We start from the raw sequence: 19997 nt of genomic DNA, 5'->3' as shown, positions 1-19997 counted from the left end.
GCGCATGAAGCGCCGACGTGCTCGGCGCAATGCTTTCGGATTGCCGGTCACCAAGGCGTCCAACACCGCGTCAGCGGCAAAGCGACCGCCCGTCATCGCGTAGAAAATCCCTTCTCCACTGGCCGGTGCAACCACACCGGCCGCATCGCCTGCCAAGACCACGTCGCGGCCGTTATCCCACTGCGGTAGCGGCTTGATCGGGATCGGCGCCCCTTCCTTGCGGATCGTCTCCACCTTGTCGAGGCCAGTTTCCCGACGCAGCCTGGCGACCGCATCTTTGAGTCCGAAACCCTTCTGTAATGTACCGGTCCCGATGCTGGTCGTCGCGCCATGGGGGAAAACCCAGGCGTAAAAGTCGGGGGACAGTGGCGCCTGGTAGTACACGTCGCATCGGGCCGCCCCGAAATTCGCCTGATGGCCGGCCACCGGCGACTTCACGATTTCGTGGTAGGCGAATACGTGTTTGGCCTTGTGCGAATTCGGGATGCACTGGCGCGCCACCGGAGAAAGCGCGCCGTCGGCGCCGATTACCATCCGGGCCCGTACCTGGCGTGTCTCGCCGGACCGTGAGCGTCCATCGGTGTAGCTGATCACGGGGATGCCGTCGGCACCACGCGCGAAGGTCGTGAACGTGCCGACACGCCGCTCGGCGCCGGCATTGGCCGCCCGCGTGCGAAGCCACTCGTCGAATACGTCGCGGTCGACCATGCCCACGTAGCCGTTGCCCACCGGGATGTCCACGGTGCGCCACGTGGGGGAAATGATGCGGGCCGTATCGATCTGCGCCACCATCATCGATTCAGGTACATCGAAGTCGCGCCGCAGCTGCGGCGGCACCGCGCCACCGCACGGTTTCGTGCGACCCGCACGATCGAGCAGCATCACCGAACGGCCCGCTTTCGCGAGCTCGTGCGCCGCGGTGGCGCCGGCTGGACCACCGCCGATCACCAACACGTCGTAGAGGTCGAGCGGTGGCACTTCACTCATGCGACATCCTCCCGGATGAACTCGGACCCCACGCGCACCCGCGCACTGATCATCGCCGTCGCCATCACCGTCACTGCAGTAGCGCCGGCAGCATTTCCGAACGCTCACGGAACACGTCATTCGCGCGCTCGCTCGAGGCGCTGCGCAGCGCGAGGACGGCCGACGCCGCAAAGAGCACCGCTTCCACGCCGAACACCGCGAGATAACCGCGCAACGGCGAATCCAGCACGGCCTTTGCCGTGTCCACTCCAATCGCTCCCGCCATCGTGCCGGTCGCATACGCCAGTGCCTGCGCCGCGCCGAAAACACCCAAGCGCAGTCCCGCGCGGCCGTCAGTCTTGTCGCCGGTCAGCGCCATCATCGAGCCGATCGCACCGATTGCGAACACCCCGTTCGCCAAACCAAGCATCATGACGATCGCCGTGAACATGCGCACCTCGCCCAACACCGGCGACGCCGCGAGCGCGACGTACGTGACGGTCGATGCCAGACAGCCGCCCGCCGCCCAGTGACGCAGCGGACCGCGACGGGTGGCCAGCACGGCCGTCGCAATCATGCCGATCAGCACACCGCCATGGTGCAGGCCGGAGAGCGTGGTGCTCTCGCCCGGCGTCATGCCAAACGCCAGACCGGCGAACGGCTCCAAAATGAGATCCTGCGCGCTGTACGCGAACATCGCGAGAAAGATGAAGCTGGCGAATAGGCGGGCAGCGGGCTCTTCCCACACCGTGCGTAGTGCGGCCATGAATGAACCGCGCGACCCGTCGGGGCCACTCGGCACCGACGCGACCGGACGCGGACCGCGCTCCACGCCGTAGGTGGCGACGACCGCAACGAGAAATCCAACACCGCCGATCCCGCCGGCGATCGCGATCAGGCGCGTATACGAAAACGGGTCGAGCAGCGCGCCCGACGCCGCGGCCGTGATGATGATGCCGACGATCATCAGAATCCACGTGATGGCGGCCGCACCGGCGCGCTGCGAAGGATGCGCCCGCTCACTGATCAGCGCGAGCAACGGCGTACCGGCGGCGCTAACGCCGGCGCCGAGCACGACGCTGGCGATCGACGCGAGCGCAATACCAAGGGCGACATTCGTGGCCATGACCGGAATGCTGGCCGCGACCCCGACCCCGCCCAGCGCGCAGACGGCAAGGCCGCCCAGAATCCAAGGAGTACGGCGACCGCTCCGATCGCTGTCGTGCCCCAGTCGCGGACGCAGAATCAGCTGCACGCCGAAGTGCAACGCCACGAGCAGCCCCGGAACGGTAGCCGGCAGCGACAGCTCGACCACGATCACACGATTGATCGTGGTGGTCAGCAGCACCACCACGGCGCCAATCGCAGCCTGCACGAGGCCAAGTCGCGAGAGTTGCCACCAACTCATGGGCTGGCCTCCACAATGATCGGCAACGTGCGCACGGCGAACGCGGCGATCATCATGCCGCTCACATAGAATGGAACGCCAAGCGCGCTGAGCCACAGCGCGCGTTCACGCGGCGACTGCACGAAGCGCCACATCATGACCGCCTGCACGAGCGCAAGCAGGCCAATCGCCAGCGCATGCCACGGTCGGTTCCATGCCACCAACAACGCTATCACCATCGCCTGCGCCAGCAGCATCACCAAGGACGCCACTCGCGCGGCACCGTCGGCGCCGAGCAGCACGGGCAGGGAATTCACACCCATGCGCCGATCACCCTCCATCGCTTTGAAATCATTTAGCGTCATGATGCCATGCGCGCCGATGCTGTACAGCGTGGCGAGGATCAACAGCGGCATCGGCGGCACCTGATTGCCGAGCATGATGCCAGCGCCAGTCACCCAGGCGAGTCCTTCGTAGGTGAAACCGACGGCGGTGTTGCCGACCCAGCCGTTGCGCTTGAAGCGGAACGGCGGCGCACTGTAGCCCCACGAAAAGAACAGGGCGATAGCGACCGCAGAGACACCGAATGCACCGAGCGGCAGCGCCGCGAAGAGACAGAGCGCCGTCCAGAAGATCGCGATGGCGAGTCCCCACTGGCCGGGAATACGACCGGAAGGAATCGGGCGATTGGGTTCGTTGATCGCATCGACGTCCCGATCGAACCAGTCGTTCACGGCCTGACTCGATGCACAGACGAGCGGCCCCGTGATCGCGATACCGAGCGCGAGCAGGGGGATACGCTCTGAAAGCGCGACGCCGGCGGATATCGCCCCGCAGGTGAACGCCCACATCGGAGGGAACCACGTCACCGGCTTGAGCAGCGTAAGGACCGCCTTCAAGTCCGGTCGCGCTTTTGCCGACTGTACGGAAAAACTGACGCTCATAGGCGTCTAGTTTAGTTGACAGTACGGAAATGCAACAGAGTAAAGTTGAGCAGAAGTCGCAGACTCTGCAGTCCGAACTGGGGGAACGACAAACGACCGGTGTAAACCGGCTGTTGTCACTGCATCGATCAGCTGACTGGTGGCGCTTCGCCGCCGCTCGGCGACACCAGTCGGTGGCGCCGAAGTTTCACGTACAGGCTCTGTCGACTTACCCCTAGCACCTCGGCCGCCGAGGTCCGGTTGTCGTTCGTGAGTTCGAGCGCCGCTTCGATGAAATGGCGTTCGACCAAGTCGACGGTGTCGCGGACCAAGTCCCGGAGGGAGACACGCCCCACGAGCGTGGTCAATTCTTCGACCGCCCGCGTCAGATCGCGGGCGCCTTGGGGAGTCGCCGCCAGACGCCGTCCGATGTCACGGATGGTGAAGCCGATACACGGCTCCTCGCCATCGGGCGCCCAAACGGCCGAGACTTCGACTTCGCTCTGGTGGCCGTGGGTGCCGCGCGCCGTGGTGGCCATGAGGCGAACGACCCCGTTCTTCTTGAGCATGCTCGTAAAGACGGGGAAGTCGGCGCCTGGGCGTCCTATATAAGTCGCCAGTAGTGTGCCGCGCATCTGTTCCTCGGTCGCCAACCCGGCGATGTCGAGGAATGCGCGGTTCGCGGTCAGTACGTGTCCTTCGAGGTTGGTGACCACGAAGCCATCGGGCGATCGCTCCAGCAGGTCGATCACCCGAAGCGGCGAGTCCGCGGACGCGCTGGCGGTTGGCGTCACATCCGCGGCCGAGAGACGCACGAGCAACAGTGTCGCCGACTCCTGTCGGAAGCAGGAAGCGGAGGCGTGAAAGGAGCGGCCGCCGTCAGACAATGCGATGAGCGCGTCGCCGGCGCGGCCCGCGCTCCGGGCGGTCATGGTCAGCTCTTCGAGCGTGTGCGCGCCCTCGGCATCCGTTCCGAACGGGAACGTCCGGCCGATCAGTCGATCCGCCGTCTCGCCGAACACCTGTCCCGCGGCCGTGTTAGCGTCGAGGACCTTCAGCGTGGTCGCATCAATCACCAAAATCGCATCGCTCGCGATCTGGAAGAGCAGACGGTAGCGCGTTTCGACGTGCCGGAGGCGCCAGTAGTCGCGCTCCATCGCCTGCTGGGCCTCGACCAACCGTTGCTGGAGCGCGGAGACGTGACGCATGTCGCGGCCCACCGCCACCAGCGTGCCGTCCCGCCCGATGCGCAGCGCGGTATAGGAGACGGGGACGTCGACGCCATCGACCAGCAGGTTGTTGACCTGACGGTGCTTCGAAACCCCGGTCGCGAGCGCCTCCTTGATCAGCGCGTCGATCTTTGCACGGCTGTCAGGCGTAACCGTCTCGCTCCACGGGCGACCGACCCACTGGCTGGCCGAATCAAACTGGGTCTCGGCACCAATGAGCGCGACGTCACGAATGACGCCCGCGCTGTCCATCACAAGGGCGATGTCCCCCGCAACGGCAAACAGCGCAGCCGCAGTCTTGGCGTCAATCTCGCCAAACGCGGCCTCAGGTGCGTCGAAGAGTGTCACTGAATTGGTCATGATCGCCTAATGCCTCCCGCGAAGCGTCAGACGCGGCGCGGCGCGCGTCGTCAAGCAGCCGGCGGGCGATCTGCGGCGCTTCACGAGCATCTCCGGCGATCGCGTTGGCGCCCACCTGATCGGAGACGGCGGGGTCGTCACTGAAGACCTGCCCGCCGACCATGAACTGCACGTGCGGATTGCGCGATGCCGACTTGAGGCGCCGGATATCGCGTTTGAGGAGCGGTAGCCGGCTCTCGCTGCCGACTGAAAAACCAATCACGTCGTACCACTCGGTGCCCACCATCGTTAGCAGATCGCTCTCGGACCACGGTGCGCCGACCAGCACGCGCCAGCCGTCACGCAAAAGAAACTCTCCAACCATAATAATCCCGAGGGTGTGCTGTTCGCCCGGAATACAGGTCAATAATACATTGCCGACCGGCTCGCTTCCGGTCGCGTCGGCCAGAAAGACTTGGGAGAGATCACGCAGCAGGCGCTGCATGCGGCCGAGGGAGACCGTGACCTCGACGAAGTCGCACTCATCGTTATCCCACATCTGGCCGAGCCGACGCGCCGATGGTGCCAACAGGTCGAGATAGACCGCCTCAATTTTGGCGCCTTCGGCCAGCACCTCTCGGACGAACTGTACCGCTTTCGCATCGTCGGGACTACGCACGGCGGCCACGAACCCGTCCACGTCGCGTGCCGACAGCTCCCGAGCAATGGTCATGGAGAGCGCCGGGGGCACCGGTCCTACGCGATGGCTCGCCAGCAATCGGGGGACGAGTTCGTTCTCTATCGTACGCTCGAGTCGCGCGAGGTGCTCAGATCGACGGGGGGCCGGAGGCGATTCCATCACGTCGTGGCTTGTGCCCGGAGCGCGAGTCACCGGGAGGCGACCTGAGGCGGCAGGCTGGAGGGAAGCGCCGAACATTGCCGCGTAGTCTCCCGGGCGCAAGAACGAATTGGGGATCCGCTCACCTGTTCAGGGGCGATCGACTGTCCCGTCTACATTGTTACGGTCTGAATGGATTGTCAAGAAAGGTTGACGTAAACTTTTCTTGACAACTTCAGTGCGATTCCGTACTCTCGTGTCATCTGGGTATGCGAACCCCCGGTACAGAAGGTGAGATGACTATCCCCTCCCACGCCTCGGACGCGCCCACGGCGACCGCCGGTGCCCGTTCCCCGTCGCCTCAGGCGCCGCGGACCGGATTGTATACGCCCGAAGAGCGTCGGCGTCGCGATGCGACTCGCTGGACGCTTGTACAGGGCATCTTGGCGCCTGTCCAGTTCCTGGTCATGGCGGTCTCGGTTGCACTCGTCATCCGGTATTTGCGCATCGGTGACGGGCTGTTTGCCGCCAACGTTTCAGTCGTCGTCAAGACAGTCGTGCTGTACACCATCATGGTGACCGGCGCGATTTGGGAGAAGGTGGTCTTCGGCAAGTACCTCTTCGCCGACGCGTTCTTCTGGGAAGACGTCGTGAGCATGGGCGTAGTTGCACTCCATACCGCTTACCTGGCGGGCCTCGTGCTGCACTGGACGCCACGCACGCTGATGGTCCTCGCGCTGGTGGCGTACGGCACCTACGCCGTCAACGCCATTCAGTTCGTGCTCAAGCTCCGGGCCGCACGACTGCAGGAAGCCGAGTCGCGTCGCCGAGCCGCGGTCGCATGAGCGCGGTCATGGAATTGCCGGTGATCCGGGAGCGTGGTCAGCGCGAAGTTTTCTGCGGACTGACCGGTATCGTGTGGCTGCACCGCAAAATGCAGGACGCCTTCTTTCTAGTGGTCGGCTCCCGTACCTGCGCGCATCTCGTGCAATCGGCGGCCGGCGTCATGATCTTCGCGGAACCGCGCTTTGCCACGGCAATTCTGAGCGAGCGGGATCTGGCGGGCCTCGCCGATGCCAACGAGGAACTCGATCGGTGCGTGACGCAGCTCCTGGATCGCCGTCCGGATATTACGACGCTCTTCCTGGTGGGATCATGCCCCTCGGAAGTGATCAAACTCGATCTACAGCGCGCCGCCGAACGGCTGAATGGCGAATTCCTGCCGCGTGTACGCATCCTGAACTACTCGGGCAGCGGCATCGAAACCACGTTCACGCAGGGCGAAGATGCCTGCTTGCGCTGCATGGTGCCGCATCTTCCCGAGTCCACCAATGCCACGCCTGAACTCCTGGTGGTCGGCACGATCGCGGACGTGGTCGAAGATCAGTTCGCGCGCCTCTTCGCGCAGCTGGGGATTGGACCGGTGCAGTTTTTCCCGCCGCGGATGGCGCGGGATCTGCCGTCCGTCGGACCGAACACCAAGCTGCTGGTCGCACAGCCCTTTCTTGGCGAGACGGCGCGTGCCCTCATCGCGCGCGGGGCCACACTGTTGTCGTCGCCGTATCCGTTCGGCGTGAACGGCACCACGGGATGGCTCCTGGCCGCCGCCAAGGAGTGGGGCGTGAGCGAGGAACTGTTCGCCGCCGTCACCGCCGCGCCGGCCGAACGCGCGCGCGTCGCGTTGTCGCGGTATCGCCCATGGCTCACCGGCAAGCGCGTGTTCTTCTTTCCCGACTCACAGCTCGAAATCCCGCTTGCCCGCTTCTTGTATGAGGAGTGTGGCGCCGAGTTGGTGGAAGTCGGTACGCCGTATCTCGACAAGCTCATGATGGCATCCGAACTCGCGCGCTTGCCCGCGACGGTGCAGCTCAGCGAAGGGCAAGACGTGGAGAAGCAGCTCGATCGCTGTCGCGATGCACGCCCAGACCTCACCGTCTGCGGACTCGGCCTCGCCAATCCGTTGGAGGCCGAAGGGCTGCGCACGAAGTGGTCGATCGAACTGGTGTTCTCACCGGTGCATGGCTACGAGCAGGCGGGTGACCTGGCAGAACTTTTTGCGCGGCCACTCGATCGCGCGCAGCGACTCGCGGTCTGAGGATCACGCTATGGAACTGACGCTCTGGACCTATGAAGGCCCACCCCATGTCGGCGCGATGCGTATCGCGACCTCGATGAAAGGTGTGCACTACGTGCTGCATGCGCCGCAGGGTGACACCTATGCCGATCTGCTCTTCACGATGATCGAGCGGCGTGATGCCCGCCCGCCGGTCACCTACACGACGTTTCAGGCACGCGACCTCGGTGGTGATACTGCGGAGTTGGTGAAGTCGGCCGTTCGCGATGCGTATGAGCGATTCAAGCCGGACGCCATGCTCGTCGGCGAATCCTGCACGGCCGAGTTGATTCAGGATCAGCCCGGCTCGCTGGCGATGGGCATGTCACTGCCGATTCCTGTCGTGCCGCTCGAACTTCCGGCGTACTCCAAAAAAGAGAACTGGGGCGCCAGCGAGACGTTCTATCATCTCGTGCGCACCCTGCTGCTGCCGCTCGCGCCGGCCCCGGGCTCGCCGCCGCGAACGAACACAGCGGAGGCGGCCGCCTGCGATCGTCGCCGGCCGCGTTGCAACCTGCTGGGTGGCACCGCGCTCGGTTTCCGCAATCGCGACGATGTGCGTGAAATCACGCGACTACTACAGGACATCGGTGTCGACGTGCATGTCTGCGCGCCGCTGCACGCCACGGTGGCCGACATCCGGTCCATGCCAGACGCCGACTTCAACGTGGTCCTGTACCCGGAAGTTGCCGACACGACCGCGCGATGGCTGCAGAAAACGTTCGGACAGCCCACGGTACGCACCGTCCCGATCGGCGTTTTGGCGACCCGAGAGTTCGTCGAGGAAGTCGGCAGGGTCGCTGGCGTCGATATCTCGGCCCTGCTCGAGCGCGAGCGCGCCGGGACGGCGCAGGTCGATGCCAGCCGTTCGTTGCTGCCGTGGTACTCGCGCTCCGTCGACTCCACGTATCTCACCGGCAAGCGCGTGTTCGTGTTTGGCGATGCCACGCACGTGCTGGCCGCCGCACGGATGGCGAAGGACGAACTCGGCTTCACCGTGGTCGGCATCGGCACGTACTCCCGGGAGTACGCGCGCCCGATTCGTGAACTGGCCGCCGCACTGGGCGTGGACGCGTTGATCAGCGACGACTACCTCGCCGTTGAACAGCGCGTCACCGAACTCGCGCCCGAGCTTGTGCTGGGAACGCAGATGGAACGCCACATCGCGAAGCGGCTTGGTGTACCGTGTGCCGTGATTTCGGCGCCCATCCACGTGCAAGATGTGCCGGCCCGACATTCGCCGCAGATGGGATTCGAAGGCGCCAACGTCATTTTCGATACCTGGGTCCATCCGCTCATGATGGGGCTCGAAGAGCATTTGCTGCACATGTTCAAGGACGATTTCGAGTTCGCTGACGGCGCGACACCGTCGCACTTGCATGCGTCGCCGCCGTCGCACTTGCATGCGTCGCCGCCGTCGGTCGAGCATCCGTCGCGCGGTGTCGCCCTGGGTGGTCAACGCGTCACGCCCCTTACGTCGCGCGCCGCGATCGAATGGGAAGCGCCCGAGGCGGCCAGCGCGGTGGGATTCGCCGAAGAGGAGAACGCGGAGGTCGCCCTCGTGGCGGTCGCGCCGGTCACGACCTCATGGCTCCCGCCGGCTGAAGCGGAACTCGAGAAGATCCCGTTTTTCGTGCGTGGCAAAGCGCGTCGCAACACCGAGCGGTATGCCCTCGAACACGGCATCGCGCACATCACCGTCGATACGCTCTACGACGCGAAGGCGTTCTATGGCCGCTAAGCAGAGTGCCGGCGTCGTCCCGATTCGCGTGGCCATCACCACCCTCGACGCACATCTGGCCGATGCGTTTGAGCGGGCCGGTGCTGCGCTCACGCGCGACATCCCCGGGCTGACGATCAACCTGCACGTGGCAGCGGACTTCGGCAGCGATCCACAGGCCGCGGAACGCGCGCGACGGGACATCGCGCAAGCGAACATCGTGGTCTGCACGCAGCTCTTCCAGGAAGAGTATGCGAATGCCGTGTACGAGGCCGTGCTGGCGCGGCGCGACCAGGCGGATGCCGTGCTGTGCGCGCTGTGCACTCCCGAGCTGGTCAAGTGCACGAAGCTCGGCAAGTTCGACATGAGCGGTGGCGAGTCCCGATCGCCACTCTCACCGATCAATTTGCTCAAGAAGCTCCGAGGCTCACGGGGTGACGGCAAGTCCAGCGGCGAGCGTCAGATGACGGCGTTGCGCACCCTGCCGTCCATTCTGAAGTTCATCCCGGGCACCGCGCAGGATGTCCGCGCGTACCTTTTGCTGATTCAATATTGGTTGGCGGGTACGGCGGAGAACATCGAGCAGATGGTGACGTACGCCATCGATCGTTATGCCGACGGGCCGCGAAAGGCACTGCGCGGGGCGCTGAATCCCCAGCCGCCAGAGACGTATCCGGACGTCGGTCTCTGGCACCCGTCCCTCCCGGGGCGGGGGATTGCCGAGCGAATGGAAGCGCTGCCACGTCATCGTGGCGCGGACGCGGGCACGGTGGGCGTGCTCGTCGGTCGGTCGTATCTACTGGCTGACAACGTAGCGCACTACGCGGCGGTGGTTCGGGCCCTCGAGTCCAAGGGATTGCGCGTGGTACCTGCGTTCGCGTCCGCGCTCGATGCGCGTCCTGCCGTCGAGAAGTACTTCACGAATGGATCGGGACAAGCAACCATCGACACGATGATTAACCTGACCGGCTTCTCGCTGGTTGGTGGTCCGGCGTACAACAACTCGGAAGCGGCGCAGGAAGTATTGCGCGGCCTCGATGTCCCGTACCTCACGCTGCAAACGCTCGAGTTCCAGACGATCCAGGAGTGGCGCAACGACGCGCGCGGCCTCAACCCGTTGCAGGCCACGCTGCAGATCGCGATTCCCGAACTCGATGGCGCGATTATCCCGACCGTCTTTGGAGGAAAGGGCGATCCGCAGCCCGGCAAGGCGGCCGCGTCGGAGCCCATCCCCGAGCGCGTCGACCGCGTTGCGGAGCGCGTCGCCAAGATCGTCGCGCTGCGTCGCAAGGATCGTTCGCAGCGCAAGATCGCGTTGATTCTGTTCAACTTCCCTCCCAATGCGGGCAATACGGGCAGCGCGGCGTATCTCGCCGTGTTTCCGTCCGTGCAGCGCGTGCTCGCCTCGCTCAAGGAGCAGGGCTATACGGTCGACCTCCCGGCCAGCGCCGATGCTCTGCGCGAGCGGATCACGGGCGGCAATCGCGAGCGATACGGTGCGCCGGCCAACGTGCACACCACGATCCGTACGGACGATCACGTTCGTCGCGAGCCGTATCTGGCGGAAATCGAGAAGACGTGGGGACCCGCGCCCGGGCGGCAACTCTCGGACGGCCAGTCCATTCAGATCATGGGCTTGCAACTCGGCAACGTCTTCATTGGCGTGCAACCGTCGTTCGGATGGGAAGGCGATCCGATGCGGTTGTTGTTCGAAGGTGGATTCTCGCCGACGCATGCCTTCAGTGCCTTCTATCGCTGGTTGCGCGAAGACTACGCCGCCGATGCCATTCTGCATTTCGGGACGCACGGCGCGTTGGAGTTCATGCCGGGGAAACAGTCCGGACTCGATGACCGCTGCTGGCCCGATCGACTGATCGGCGATGCGCCGAACGTGTATCTGTACGCCTCGAACAACTCGTCTGAAGGCACCCTGGCCAAGCGTCGTGGCAATGCGACCCTGGTGTCATATCTCACGCCACCCGTCGCGAATGCCGGATTGTATCGTGGCCTGCTCGATCTCAAGAGCACGCTCGATCGCTGGCGTGCGCTCGATCAGAGCAAGGCAAGCGACGCGGCGTCGCTGCGCGAGCTGATTCAACAGCAGGCGGCCGCCGTTGAGTTGGCACCGGCCGAGCCGCTGTGGACGGTGCAAGAAACGGATGCGCGCGTGACCACGCTGCGCGACCGGCTGCTCGAGCTCGAATACAGTCTCATCCCGATGGGGCTGCACGTGGTCGGTGAGGGCATGTCGCCCGATGCGCGCGTTGGCGTGTTGGTGGAAATGGCGCGCTCGGGCCGACCGGAGCTGGAACTCCCGGCCATTGGCGACACGATCGTACCCGGCCAGAGCACCCGCTCCGCGTCCGACGATACCGTGCAGCTGGTGGAGCGAATCGTCCGCCTGGCCGTCCAGGAATTGGTGGCGACGAAGGACGTGCGGAGTGCCGAGCGCATCGCGTCGGCTGAAGCGAAGTCGAACGGTCTGCGCGTTGCCGATGACCGCGCCTTGCGTCAGCATCTCGAGGCGCTCATCGGCTTCGATAAGTCGTTGAGCGAGGATCGCGAAGTCGCTGGCATTCTCCGTGCGCTCGACGCGCGGTATGTCTCCCCGGCGCCTGGGGGAGACCTGCTGCGCAATCCGGCGGTGCTCCCGACAGGGCGGAATATCTACGGCTTCGATCCGTATCGGGTGCCGAGTGCGGTGGCGATGCTCGAAGGTCGTGTTCGCGCCGAGCAGCTGCTGTCGCGCTATGTGGCCGATTGCGGCGCGCTCCCGGAGTCGGTGGCGGTCGTGCTCTGGGGCACGGACAATATGAAGAGCGAGGGCACGCCGCTGGCGCAGGTCATGGCGATCATGGGTGTCGTTCCGCGCTTCGACGCGGTCGGTCGACTTGCCGGAGCCCGGTTGTTGCCGTTGGCGTCGCTTGGTCGGCCTCGGGTGGATGTCGTTGTCACGCTCTCCGGCATCTTCCGCGACCTGTTGCCGCTGCAGGTGAAGCTGCTCGCCGAGGCGGCGTTGATTTGCGCACAGGCCGACGAAGATCCGGCGCAGAACTTTATTCGCAAACATGCGCTGCAAACCATGCAGGACACGGGGTGCGACCTCGCCACCGCGGCCCTGCGCGTGTTCTCGAATGCGGACGGGGCCTACGGCTCGAACGTGAACCTGCTCATCGACACCGGTAAGTGGGAGACGGAAGACGAACTGGCCGATCTCTTCGTGCAGCGGAAGGGCTTCGCCTACGGTACGGACGGTCGCCCGTCGTCGCAGCCTGCCCTGATGAAACGTGCGCTCGGACAGGCGACGCTGTCGTTTCAAGGGCTGGACTCGGTGGACCTCGGGGCCACGGACATTGATCAGTACGTGGAATCGCTTGGTGGAATGACGCGGGTGATCGCACAACAAAACGGCGGTGAGGCGCCAGCCGTGTACGTCGGCGATTACAACAACGCACAGGGTAAGGTGCGGACGCTGACCGAGCAGGTCGAGTTGGAGTCGCGGACCAAGCTGCTCAATCCACGATGGTACGAGAGTCAGCTGGAGTATGGGTACGAAGGAGCCCGCAATATCGCCGGCCACGTGATCACGACGTTCGGCTGGTCAGCTACCGGCGGCAAGGGTGCCGTGCCCGAATGGGTGTACGCGGAAGCGACGAAAACGTTCGTGTTGGATGAGGCCATGCGTGAGCGGCTCGCGCGGGCCAACCCGGACGCCGCGTCCGGGTTGGCACAACGCCTGCTGGAAGCGAACGATCGCGGCTACTGGTCGCCCGATGAGGCGACGTTGGAAGCGCTCCGAAATGCGGCTGCCGACTTGGAAGATCGCCTCGAAGGCGTGTTCGCGTGACGCACCACTGCACGATGAGACAGGACCACGGCGCCGACTGGGGCGCCGATGAAACGCAGGGCAACGTGACCGGGGTAAGGATATGACCGCGACGCAACTCCCGATTCTTGATCGTGTTGGCGATGGCGAGGGTAGTCTGCAAGTGCACCTCGATGCGCATACCAAGATCGACGGCGCCCTCGTCATTGCCGTGTATGGCAAGGGCGGGATCGGCAAGAGCACGACCTCGTCGAACTTGTCGGCGGCATTTTCGCGACTCGGAAAGCGCGTGCTGCAGATCGGGTGCGACCCGAAGCACGATTCGACGTTCACGCTCACGAAGAAGATGGTGCCGACGGTGATCGACGTGCTCGAGTCGGTCGACTTTCACTCCGAAGAGCTGCGCCCGGAAGACTTCATGTTTGAGGGCTACAACGGCGTGCAGTGCATCGAAGCGGGCGGTCCTCCGGCGGGCACGGGGTGCGGGGGCTACGTGACCGGTCAGACCGTGAAGCTGCTCAAAGAGCATCATCTGCTCGAGGACACGGATATCGTGATCTTCGACGTCCTGGGCGATGTGGTGTGCGGGGGATTCGCCGCCCCGTTGCAGCATGCGCACTACTGCCTGATCGTGACGGCCAACGACTTCGACTCGATCTTTGCGATGAATCGGATCATTGCGGCCATCCAGGCGAAGTCGAAGAACTACAAGGTGCGACTGGGCGGGGTCGTGGCGAACCGGTCGAAGGATACCAACGAAATCGACCGCTTCAATGCGGCGGTCGGACTGAAGACGATGGCGCATTTTCAGGATATCGACGCGATCCGTCGCAGCCGCTTGAAGAAGTGCACGATCTTCGAGATGGAAGATTCGCCTGAAGTGATTGCGGCGCAGGAGCAATACATGCTGCTCGCGTCGCGGATGCTTGATGACGTCGTACCGCTGCCCGCGAATCCACTGAAGGACCGTGAAATCTTCGATCTCCTCGGACTCGACTGATGCCATCGCAGCTCACCACTGACGTCTCCCCCACTCCGGGTCCGTCGTTCGAGGCCACGTCGCCTGGGGGTTCGCACGCCACATCGGCGTCGTACCTCGAGCGGCGGGCCTGGATCGGGGAGTACTTCGACCGCACGGCGGCCACCGCGTGGAAGACATTGACGTCGGATGCCCCGGTCTCGCGCGTGCGTGCCACCGTGCGTGCCGGACGCGATCAGATGCGGCGCACGCTGCTGAACTGGCTCAGCCCCGACCTGCACGGCGTCCGCATCCTCGACGCCGGCTGTGGCACGGGCACCCTGGCCATCGACCTCGCGAAGCGGGGGGCGGAGGTCGTCGCGATCGACCTCGCTCCGACGCTGGTCGATCACGCGCGCGAGCGGGCCGAGGAAGAGGGAGTGTCAATCGATTTCCACTCTGGCGACATGCTCGACCCGGCGCTGGGCACGTTTGACCACGTCGTGGCCATGGACTCATTGATCCACTACGATCTGCCGGAGATGATGGCGTCCCTGGAGGCCTTGGCGCCGCGTGTCCGCCAGCGGATGCTCATTACCGTCGTGCCGGGAACCGCCTTGCTGGTCGCATTGCGCGCCGTGGGCCGACTGTTCCCGAAGGCTGACCGGGCGCCGGCGATCGTGCCGATCTCGGAGCGGGCGTTCCGGACCGGACTGCTCGGATCGTGCGTCCTCGATACGTGGGGTATGGTTGGGACACGGCTTGTCGAACGCGGCTTCTATCGCTCGATGGCGATTGCGCTGCATCATAGTTCGATGGGCGGCACATCGGGATCTGCGGCCTCCCGTCGCAGTTGACGATCACCGGATCCGAGGGAACGACGTGATGGATGGTACGGTGTGGGGCATTGCCGGCCTTGGGCTGGCGGCGGTGACGGGATGGTTCGTGATGCGTCGGCGATTCGACGTGGCGTGTACGATCGACCTTGAATCGACGCACGACCATTTCCACGCGCACGTCGACCTCGAGGGTGTGGAGGTTGACCCTGGTGATCAGGTGCTGGTACACAATACGCCGACCCGTATCCCGTTCGGGACGCAGCGCACTTATGCCTCCCGGGCAACGGTGCAGCGCGCCAGCTGGTTGCGGCGGCAGTTCGTGAAGCTGACCGGCGGCACGGAATTGTACGAGCTCTACGACGTCGGCTTCGAAGGCTGAGGAAACAGACCCACTTATGTACCCTACCGCTACCGAGTTGCCCGTTCGCGCGTACGACAACGTGAACACGAGCACGAAGAACGCACAGCAGGACGCGATCCTGAGTCCGCGGTTTTATACCACGGATTTCGCGAAAATCGACGCCCTCAAGATCAAGGCCGAGCACCAGTCGATGTGGAACGACATTCTCGCGGAGTTCCGCCGGGATCCAAACAAGAACCACTTCAAGCGCAACGAAGAATTCGACGTGGATCTCTCCGCGATGGACCCTGAACTGCGCGAGCAGTTCGTGGAATTCCTCGTGTCCTCGGTGACGGCGGAATTCAGCGGTTGCATTCTGTACGCGGAAATCAAGAAGCGGATCAAGAATCCTGAAGTGCGTGAGCTCTTCGGCTTCATGAGTCGCGATGAGGGACGTCACGCCGGCTTCATCAACCACACGTTGAACGACTTCGACGTCGCCGTCGATCTCAGTTTCCTGACGAAGGCGAAGAAGTACACGTTCTTTCAGCCGAAGTTCATCTACTACGCCACCTACCTGTCGGAAAAGATCGGGTACGCGCGCTATGTGACGATCTTTCGCAATTTCGAGAAGCAGCCGGACAAGCGCTTTCACCCGATCTTCAAGTGGTTCGAGAATTGGTGCCTCGACGAGTTCCGGCACGGCGAGGCCTTTGCCGTGCTCATGCGCTCCAATCCTGAGTTGCTCGAAGGGCGCAACAAGCTCTGGATTCGCTTCTTTCTCCTGGCCGTGTTCTGCACCATGTACGTGCGTGATCACGCGCGCGCGCCGTTCTTCAAGTACATGGGCATCGATGTCGACCACTACGATCGTCGCGTCATCACGCTTACGAATCTCATCAGCCGTCAGGTCTTTCCGGACACCATCGACACCGAGAGTGAGGCTTTTTGGGGCTTGCTGGATCGGATGTGGAAGAACACCGACGCGATGCGGAAGGCCGAAGCCGCTGGAGGCATGTTGGCGGGGATCAAGGTCTTGCTGCTGAAAGCTGCGAATGGCCTCACATTCGTGCAGCTGTTCCTGCGCCCACCGCACCGGCAGGCCCTGCCCGCCGACGTGCGCATGCAACCCGTCTGGTAGGGCTCGGGACACGGATATGTCCAGTCCCGCCGACGTCTTCGTCAAAGGGCTATCGAGCCTTTCGTCTCGATTCATGCCGTTCGCCGATGTGGCGACCGCCGAGGTGCCGTTGTCGCGTCTCCTGCGGCTGGCCCTATTTCAGCTGTCCGTCGGGATGGTGCAAACGTTGTTCGTCGGGACGCTCAATCGCGTCATGATTCTCGAGCTCAACGTGCCCGCGTCGCTGGTGGCGATCATGCTTGCCATCCCGCTGCTCGTGGCCCCGTTGCGCGCGCTCGTCGGCTTCCGTTCCGATACGCATCGCAGTATTCTCGGCTGGAAACGCGTGCCGTACCTGTGGCTGGGTACCCAGTTGCAGTTCGGTGGTTTGGCCATCATGCCGTTCGCGCTCCTGGTGCTCTCCGAGAATGGCGGGCGCGGTCCGGCGTGGATCGGGTATGCCGGCACGGCGCTGGCGTTCTTGCTTGTTGGCGCCGGAGCCCACACCACACAAACTGCCGGCCTCGCATTGGCCACCGACGTCGTGCGCGAAGACAAGCGTCCTCGCGTCATCGCGCTGATGTATCTCATGATGCTGCTGGGCACCCTGATCTCGGCGTTGGTGCTGGAACAGTTCCTGCGCGATTTCACTCCGCTCAAGCTCATTCAGGTAATTCAGGGGACGGCGGTGTTCACCGTGCTGTGCAACGCCGTGTCGCTCTGGAAGCAGGAAGCGCGCGTGAAGGGCGTCGTGGAATACACCAAAGACGAGATTCGTCCGCGCTTCCGGGAGGCGTGGCGGACATTCGCCGGCGGTGGACAGGCCGTGCGTCTGCTGGTGGCCTCGGGTATCGGTTTCTTCGCCTTCAATTTGCAGGACGTGCTGCTCGAGCCGTACGGTGGCGAGATTCTGCATCTGACGGTCTCGCAGACCACGATGCTCACGGCCATCATGGCGGCGGGTGCCGTCGCCGCGTTTGCGCTTTCCGCGGAAATGCTGCGGCGCCAGCACGACCCGATTCGCTTAGCGGCGCTCGGGGCGCTGGTGGGGATCGCAGGATTCGCGATGATTGTCTTTGCCAGTCCACTCGACTCCCCCCAATTGTTTCGCGGAGGCGTCGGGTTGATCGGCTTCGGTGAAGGGTTGTTTGGTGTCGGCACGTTGTCGTACGCGATGCAGTTGAAGGACGCATCGCAACACGGCATCGCGCTTGGCGCGTGGGGCGCGGTGTTCGCTACTGCGGAAGGTCTGTCGTTTGCCCTCAGCGGTCTCCTCAAGGATTGGCTGTCGCATCTGGTGGCGCGGGGCACGTTGGGCCCGGGGATGAGTATTGCCTCGGTGCCGTACTCAGTCGTGTATCACATCGAAATTCTCTCGCTGTTCGCGACACTGGTCGCACTGGGGCCGCTGGTCGCTCGTCGGAGGGCCGGTCGTGCCTCCGCGGAATCGACGCCGCAGTCCTTCGGGCTCGCCGACCTGCCGGCCTGACCTTCACCATTCGTACCGGAGCCGACCTATGCAGTACATCGATGGCGCGCAGATCGCGCTGTACGCGTTCTGGCTGTTCTTCGCCGGGTTGATCATCTACATCCGTCGTGAAGACAAGCGTGAAGGCTATCCGCTCGAATCACCGCAGGGACCGCGTGAAGGCTGGCCGTCCGTGCCCGAGAAGAAGACGTTCATTCATCGACCGCACGGCGGCGAGGGGACGCACTGATGTCCGAGATCAAAGCGGTTCCGGTTGACGGGTACAATGGCTCGGCGCTCGTGCCGACCGGCGACCCGATGATCGACGGTGTCGGCCCGGCTTCGTGGGCCAATCGGTCCGACACGCCCGACATGACGTTCCACAATACGGCCAAGATCGTGCCGATGCGTCTCGATCCGACCTACTCGATCGCCAAGGGGGATCCGGATCCGCGCGGACTCCCCGTCGTGGCGGCTGACAAGCAGGTCGCCGGTACGGTCATCGAGTTGTGGGTGAATCGCGCCGAACCGCAGGTGACGTACTACGAAGTCCAGCTCACCGGCCGCGAGAAGCGCGTCCTGCTTCCCGCGGCGTTCGTACAGTGGCCGAACTTCGGTCTCTGGGGCAACGACAAACTGCTCGTGAAGGCGATCACCGCCGCGCAGTTCGCGAACGTGCCCGCGCTCAAGCGCGATGATCAGATCACGCTGCTCGAGGAGGATATGGTGTGCGCGTATTACGCCGGCGGTCATCTGTACGCCATGGCTGAGCGGAGCGAGCCGATCATATGAGTTCCGGTCCTGCAGGCACGCCGCAGTACATCCGTGGCGTGCCGCACGCGCTACCGGAGGGTGAGCATATCCTCTGGCAGGGCGCGCCCGAGGCCTCGGCGATCGCCACCCACGTGTTCCACTGGCGCTTCATCGCCGCCTATTTCGTGGTGATGCTCGCGGTATGGATCGTCGGCACAGAGTACGCGGTCTCCTCGCAGGCGTTTCTGGCGGGGCTGCTAGTTCGGGTGAGCCTTTCCTCGCTGGTGCTTGGCATCGTGTTCGTGCTGGCCCGCGTAGTCGCGCGGACGTCGTGGTACGCGATTACGTCGCAGCGCCTGGTGTTGCGTCTGGGGATGGTGTTCGAGATGTCGATCAACGTGCCATTCACGATCCTCGAATCGGCCGGGGTCGGCGTCTTCAAGGACGGTACGGGGCAGGTCGTCGTGAAGATCGCGAAGCCGAGTCGGTTGGCGTATATCGCGCTCTGGCCCCACTGCCGCTTTCGTTCGATCAATCAGCCGCAGCCAGTGTTGCGCGGACTGAGTGATCCGCAAGGCGTGGGCATGCTCCTCGCCGACGCGGTCGCCGCTGCCGCCGAGTCGACGACGAGCGTGCCGAAGGCCGCTCCGCGGCCATCCACGAGCGAGCCACATTTTGCACCACAACCTGTATGAGCGGTCCGATTCATTTCGAGCAGGAACCTGGCGCCCGCGCTGGGGCTCCGCCGCTCATCGTCCCAACGCCCGCGCTAGTCATGGCCGGGGCGCTGATTGTCTTCGTTTTCGGACTGGCGATCTCGGCCAAGCTCTTCGGGTTCGGCGCGTTCAGGGAAACCACGACCGCGGTGCTGGCCGAGCGCGCGTTGCGTTTTGTCGATGTGCCCGGTGGCGCGATTACCGTGATGGATGCGACCACCAACACGGTTGCTGCCGAGCTCGGACCGAATTCCAACAACTTTCTCCGTGGCGCGATGCGCGCGTTGACGCGTGCACGGAGAATGGCGAGCATTGGACCCGACGTGCCGTTCCGCCTTGTGCGCTATGTCGACGGTCGCCTCGTGCTGCACGACCCGGCCACGAAGCAAAGCGTGACCGTCACGAGCTTCGGACCGACGCAGGTGGAGTCATTCGATCGACTGCTCATGCACACCAAGTAGC

General features: G+C 64.1%; 18 protein-coding genes. 13 read left to right on the top strand and 5 right to left on the bottom strand.

Annotated elements, in window-relative coordinates:
* The 5 genes from ACLL97_RS02055 to ACLL97_RS02035 form a co-directional block, all read right to left on the bottom strand.
* Positions 1-987 (bottom strand): geranylgeranyl diphosphate reductase (locus ACLL97_RS02055; protein WP_411278808.1); only part of this gene is annotated, 987 nt, incomplete at its 3' end.
* 70 nt (positions 988-1057) lie between these two features.
* On the bottom strand, positions 1058-2374 hold the full coding sequence (locus tag ACLL97_RS02050) for a BCD family MFS transporter (RefSeq protein WP_411278807.1): 1317 nt from the start codon (positions 2372-2374) through the stop codon (positions 1058-1060).
* Positions 2371-3297: a chlorophyll synthase ChlG gene (gene chlG / locus ACLL97_RS02045; protein ID WP_411278806.1), complete on the bottom strand. Its 927-nt coding sequence runs from the start codon at positions 3295-3297 to the stop codon at positions 2371-2373. Before chlG ends, ACLL97_RS02050 begins: the two co-directional genes overlap by 4 nt.
* A gap of 128 nt (positions 3298-3425) precedes the next feature.
* Positions 3426-4865 carry a transcriptional regulator PpsR gene (gene ppsR / locus ACLL97_RS02040; protein ID WP_411278805.1) on the bottom strand — a complete coding sequence of 480 codons (1440 nt, stop codon included), beginning with the start codon at positions 4863-4865 and terminating at the stop codon, positions 3426-3428.
* Entirely contained in the window at positions 4831-5532 is a 702-nt protein-coding gene (locus tag ACLL97_RS02035; protein WP_411278804.1) for a B12-binding domain-containing protein, read from the bottom strand. Before ACLL97_RS02035 ends, ppsR begins: the two co-directional genes overlap by 35 nt.
* Before the next feature lie 446 nt (positions 5533-5978).
* On the opposite strand from ACLL97_RS02035, the gene bchF reads away from it, so the two are divergent.
* From bchF to puhC, 13 genes are all read left to right on the top strand, one after another.
* Positions 5979-6527: a 2-vinyl bacteriochlorophyllide hydratase gene (gene bchF / locus ACLL97_RS02030; RefSeq protein ID WP_411278803.1), complete on the top strand. Its 549-nt coding sequence runs from the start codon at positions 5979-5981 to the stop codon at positions 6525-6527.
* Positions 6524-7777 (top strand): ferredoxin:protochlorophyllide reductase (ATP-dependent) subunit N, encoded by a 1254-nt coding sequence (locus ACLL97_RS02025; protein ID WP_411278802.1) that lies wholly within the window; start codon positions 6524-6526, stop codon positions 7775-7777. The genes bchF and ACLL97_RS02025 overlap by 4 nt, the downstream gene beginning before the upstream one ends.
* Before the next feature lie 10 nt (positions 7778-7787).
* The gene (gene bchB, locus ACLL97_RS02020; RefSeq protein ID WP_411278801.1) at positions 7788-9536 is read left to right on the top strand and encodes a ferredoxin:protochlorophyllide reductase (ATP-dependent) subunit B; all 1749 of its coding nucleotides are present in this window, start codon (positions 7788-7790) and stop codon (positions 9534-9536) included.
* Positions 9526-13362, top strand: coding sequence for a magnesium chelatase subunit H (gene bchH, locus ACLL97_RS02015; protein WP_411278800.1), 3837 nt, complete (start codon positions 9526-9528; stop codon positions 13360-13362). The genes bchB and bchH overlap by 11 nt, the downstream gene beginning before the upstream one ends.
* A gap of 82 nt (positions 13363-13444) precedes the next feature.
* Entirely contained in the window at positions 13445-14341 is an 897-nt protein-coding gene (gene bchL, locus ACLL97_RS02010) for a ferredoxin:protochlorophyllide reductase (ATP-dependent) iron-sulfur ATP-binding protein (protein WP_411278799.1), read from the top strand.
* A complete protein-coding gene (bchM, locus tag ACLL97_RS02005) occupies positions 14341-15156 on the top strand; it encodes a magnesium protoporphyrin IX methyltransferase (RefSeq protein WP_411278798.1) in 816 nt (271 codons plus the stop codon). Before bchL ends, bchM begins: the two co-directional genes overlap by 1 nt.
* A gap of 28 nt (positions 15157-15184) precedes the next feature.
* A complete protein-coding gene (locus ACLL97_RS02000; protein ID WP_411278809.1) occupies positions 15185-15517 on the top strand; it encodes a hypothetical protein in 333 nt (110 codons plus the stop codon).
* Positions 15518-15533: 16 nt separating this feature from the next.
* Complete coding sequence (acsF, locus tag ACLL97_RS01995; RefSeq protein WP_411278797.1) at positions 15534-16619, top strand: magnesium-protoporphyrin IX monomethyl ester (oxidative) cyclase; 1086 nt, start codon at positions 15534-15536, stop codon at positions 16617-16619.
* 16 nt (positions 16620-16635) lie between these two features.
* On the top strand, positions 16636-18087 hold the full coding sequence (locus tag ACLL97_RS01990; protein ID WP_411278796.1) for a BCD family MFS transporter: 1452 nt from the start codon (positions 16636-16638) through the stop codon (positions 18085-18087).
* Between the two features lie 28 nt (positions 18088-18115).
* Positions 18116-18316: a hypothetical protein gene (locus tag ACLL97_RS01985; RefSeq protein ID WP_411278795.1), complete on the top strand. Its 201-nt coding sequence runs from the start codon at positions 18116-18118 to the stop codon at positions 18314-18316.
* A complete protein-coding gene (gene puhA, locus ACLL97_RS01980) occupies positions 18316-18858 on the top strand; it encodes a photosynthetic reaction center subunit H (protein WP_411278794.1) in 543 nt (180 codons plus the stop codon). Before ACLL97_RS01985 ends, puhA begins: the two co-directional genes overlap by 1 nt.
* Positions 18855-19514, top strand: a complete 660-nt coding sequence (gene puhB, locus ACLL97_RS01975; RefSeq protein ID WP_411278793.1) for a photosynthetic complex putative assembly protein PuhB — start codon at positions 18855-18857, stop codon at positions 19512-19514. Before puhA ends, puhB begins: the two co-directional genes overlap by 4 nt.
* Positions 19511-19996, top strand: a complete 486-nt coding sequence (gene puhC, locus ACLL97_RS01970; RefSeq protein WP_411278792.1) for a photosynthetic complex assembly protein PuhC — start codon at positions 19511-19513, stop codon at positions 19994-19996. The genes puhB and puhC overlap by 4 nt, the downstream gene beginning before the upstream one ends.
* Position 19997 lies beyond the last annotated feature (1 nt).

Source organism: Gemmatimonas sp., from assembly GCF_046594945.1.
Classification (GTDB): domain Bacteria; phylum Gemmatimonadota; class Gemmatimonadetes; order Gemmatimonadales; family Gemmatimonadaceae; genus Gemmatimonas.
This window is presented reverse-complemented; position numbering and strand designations above follow the sequence as displayed.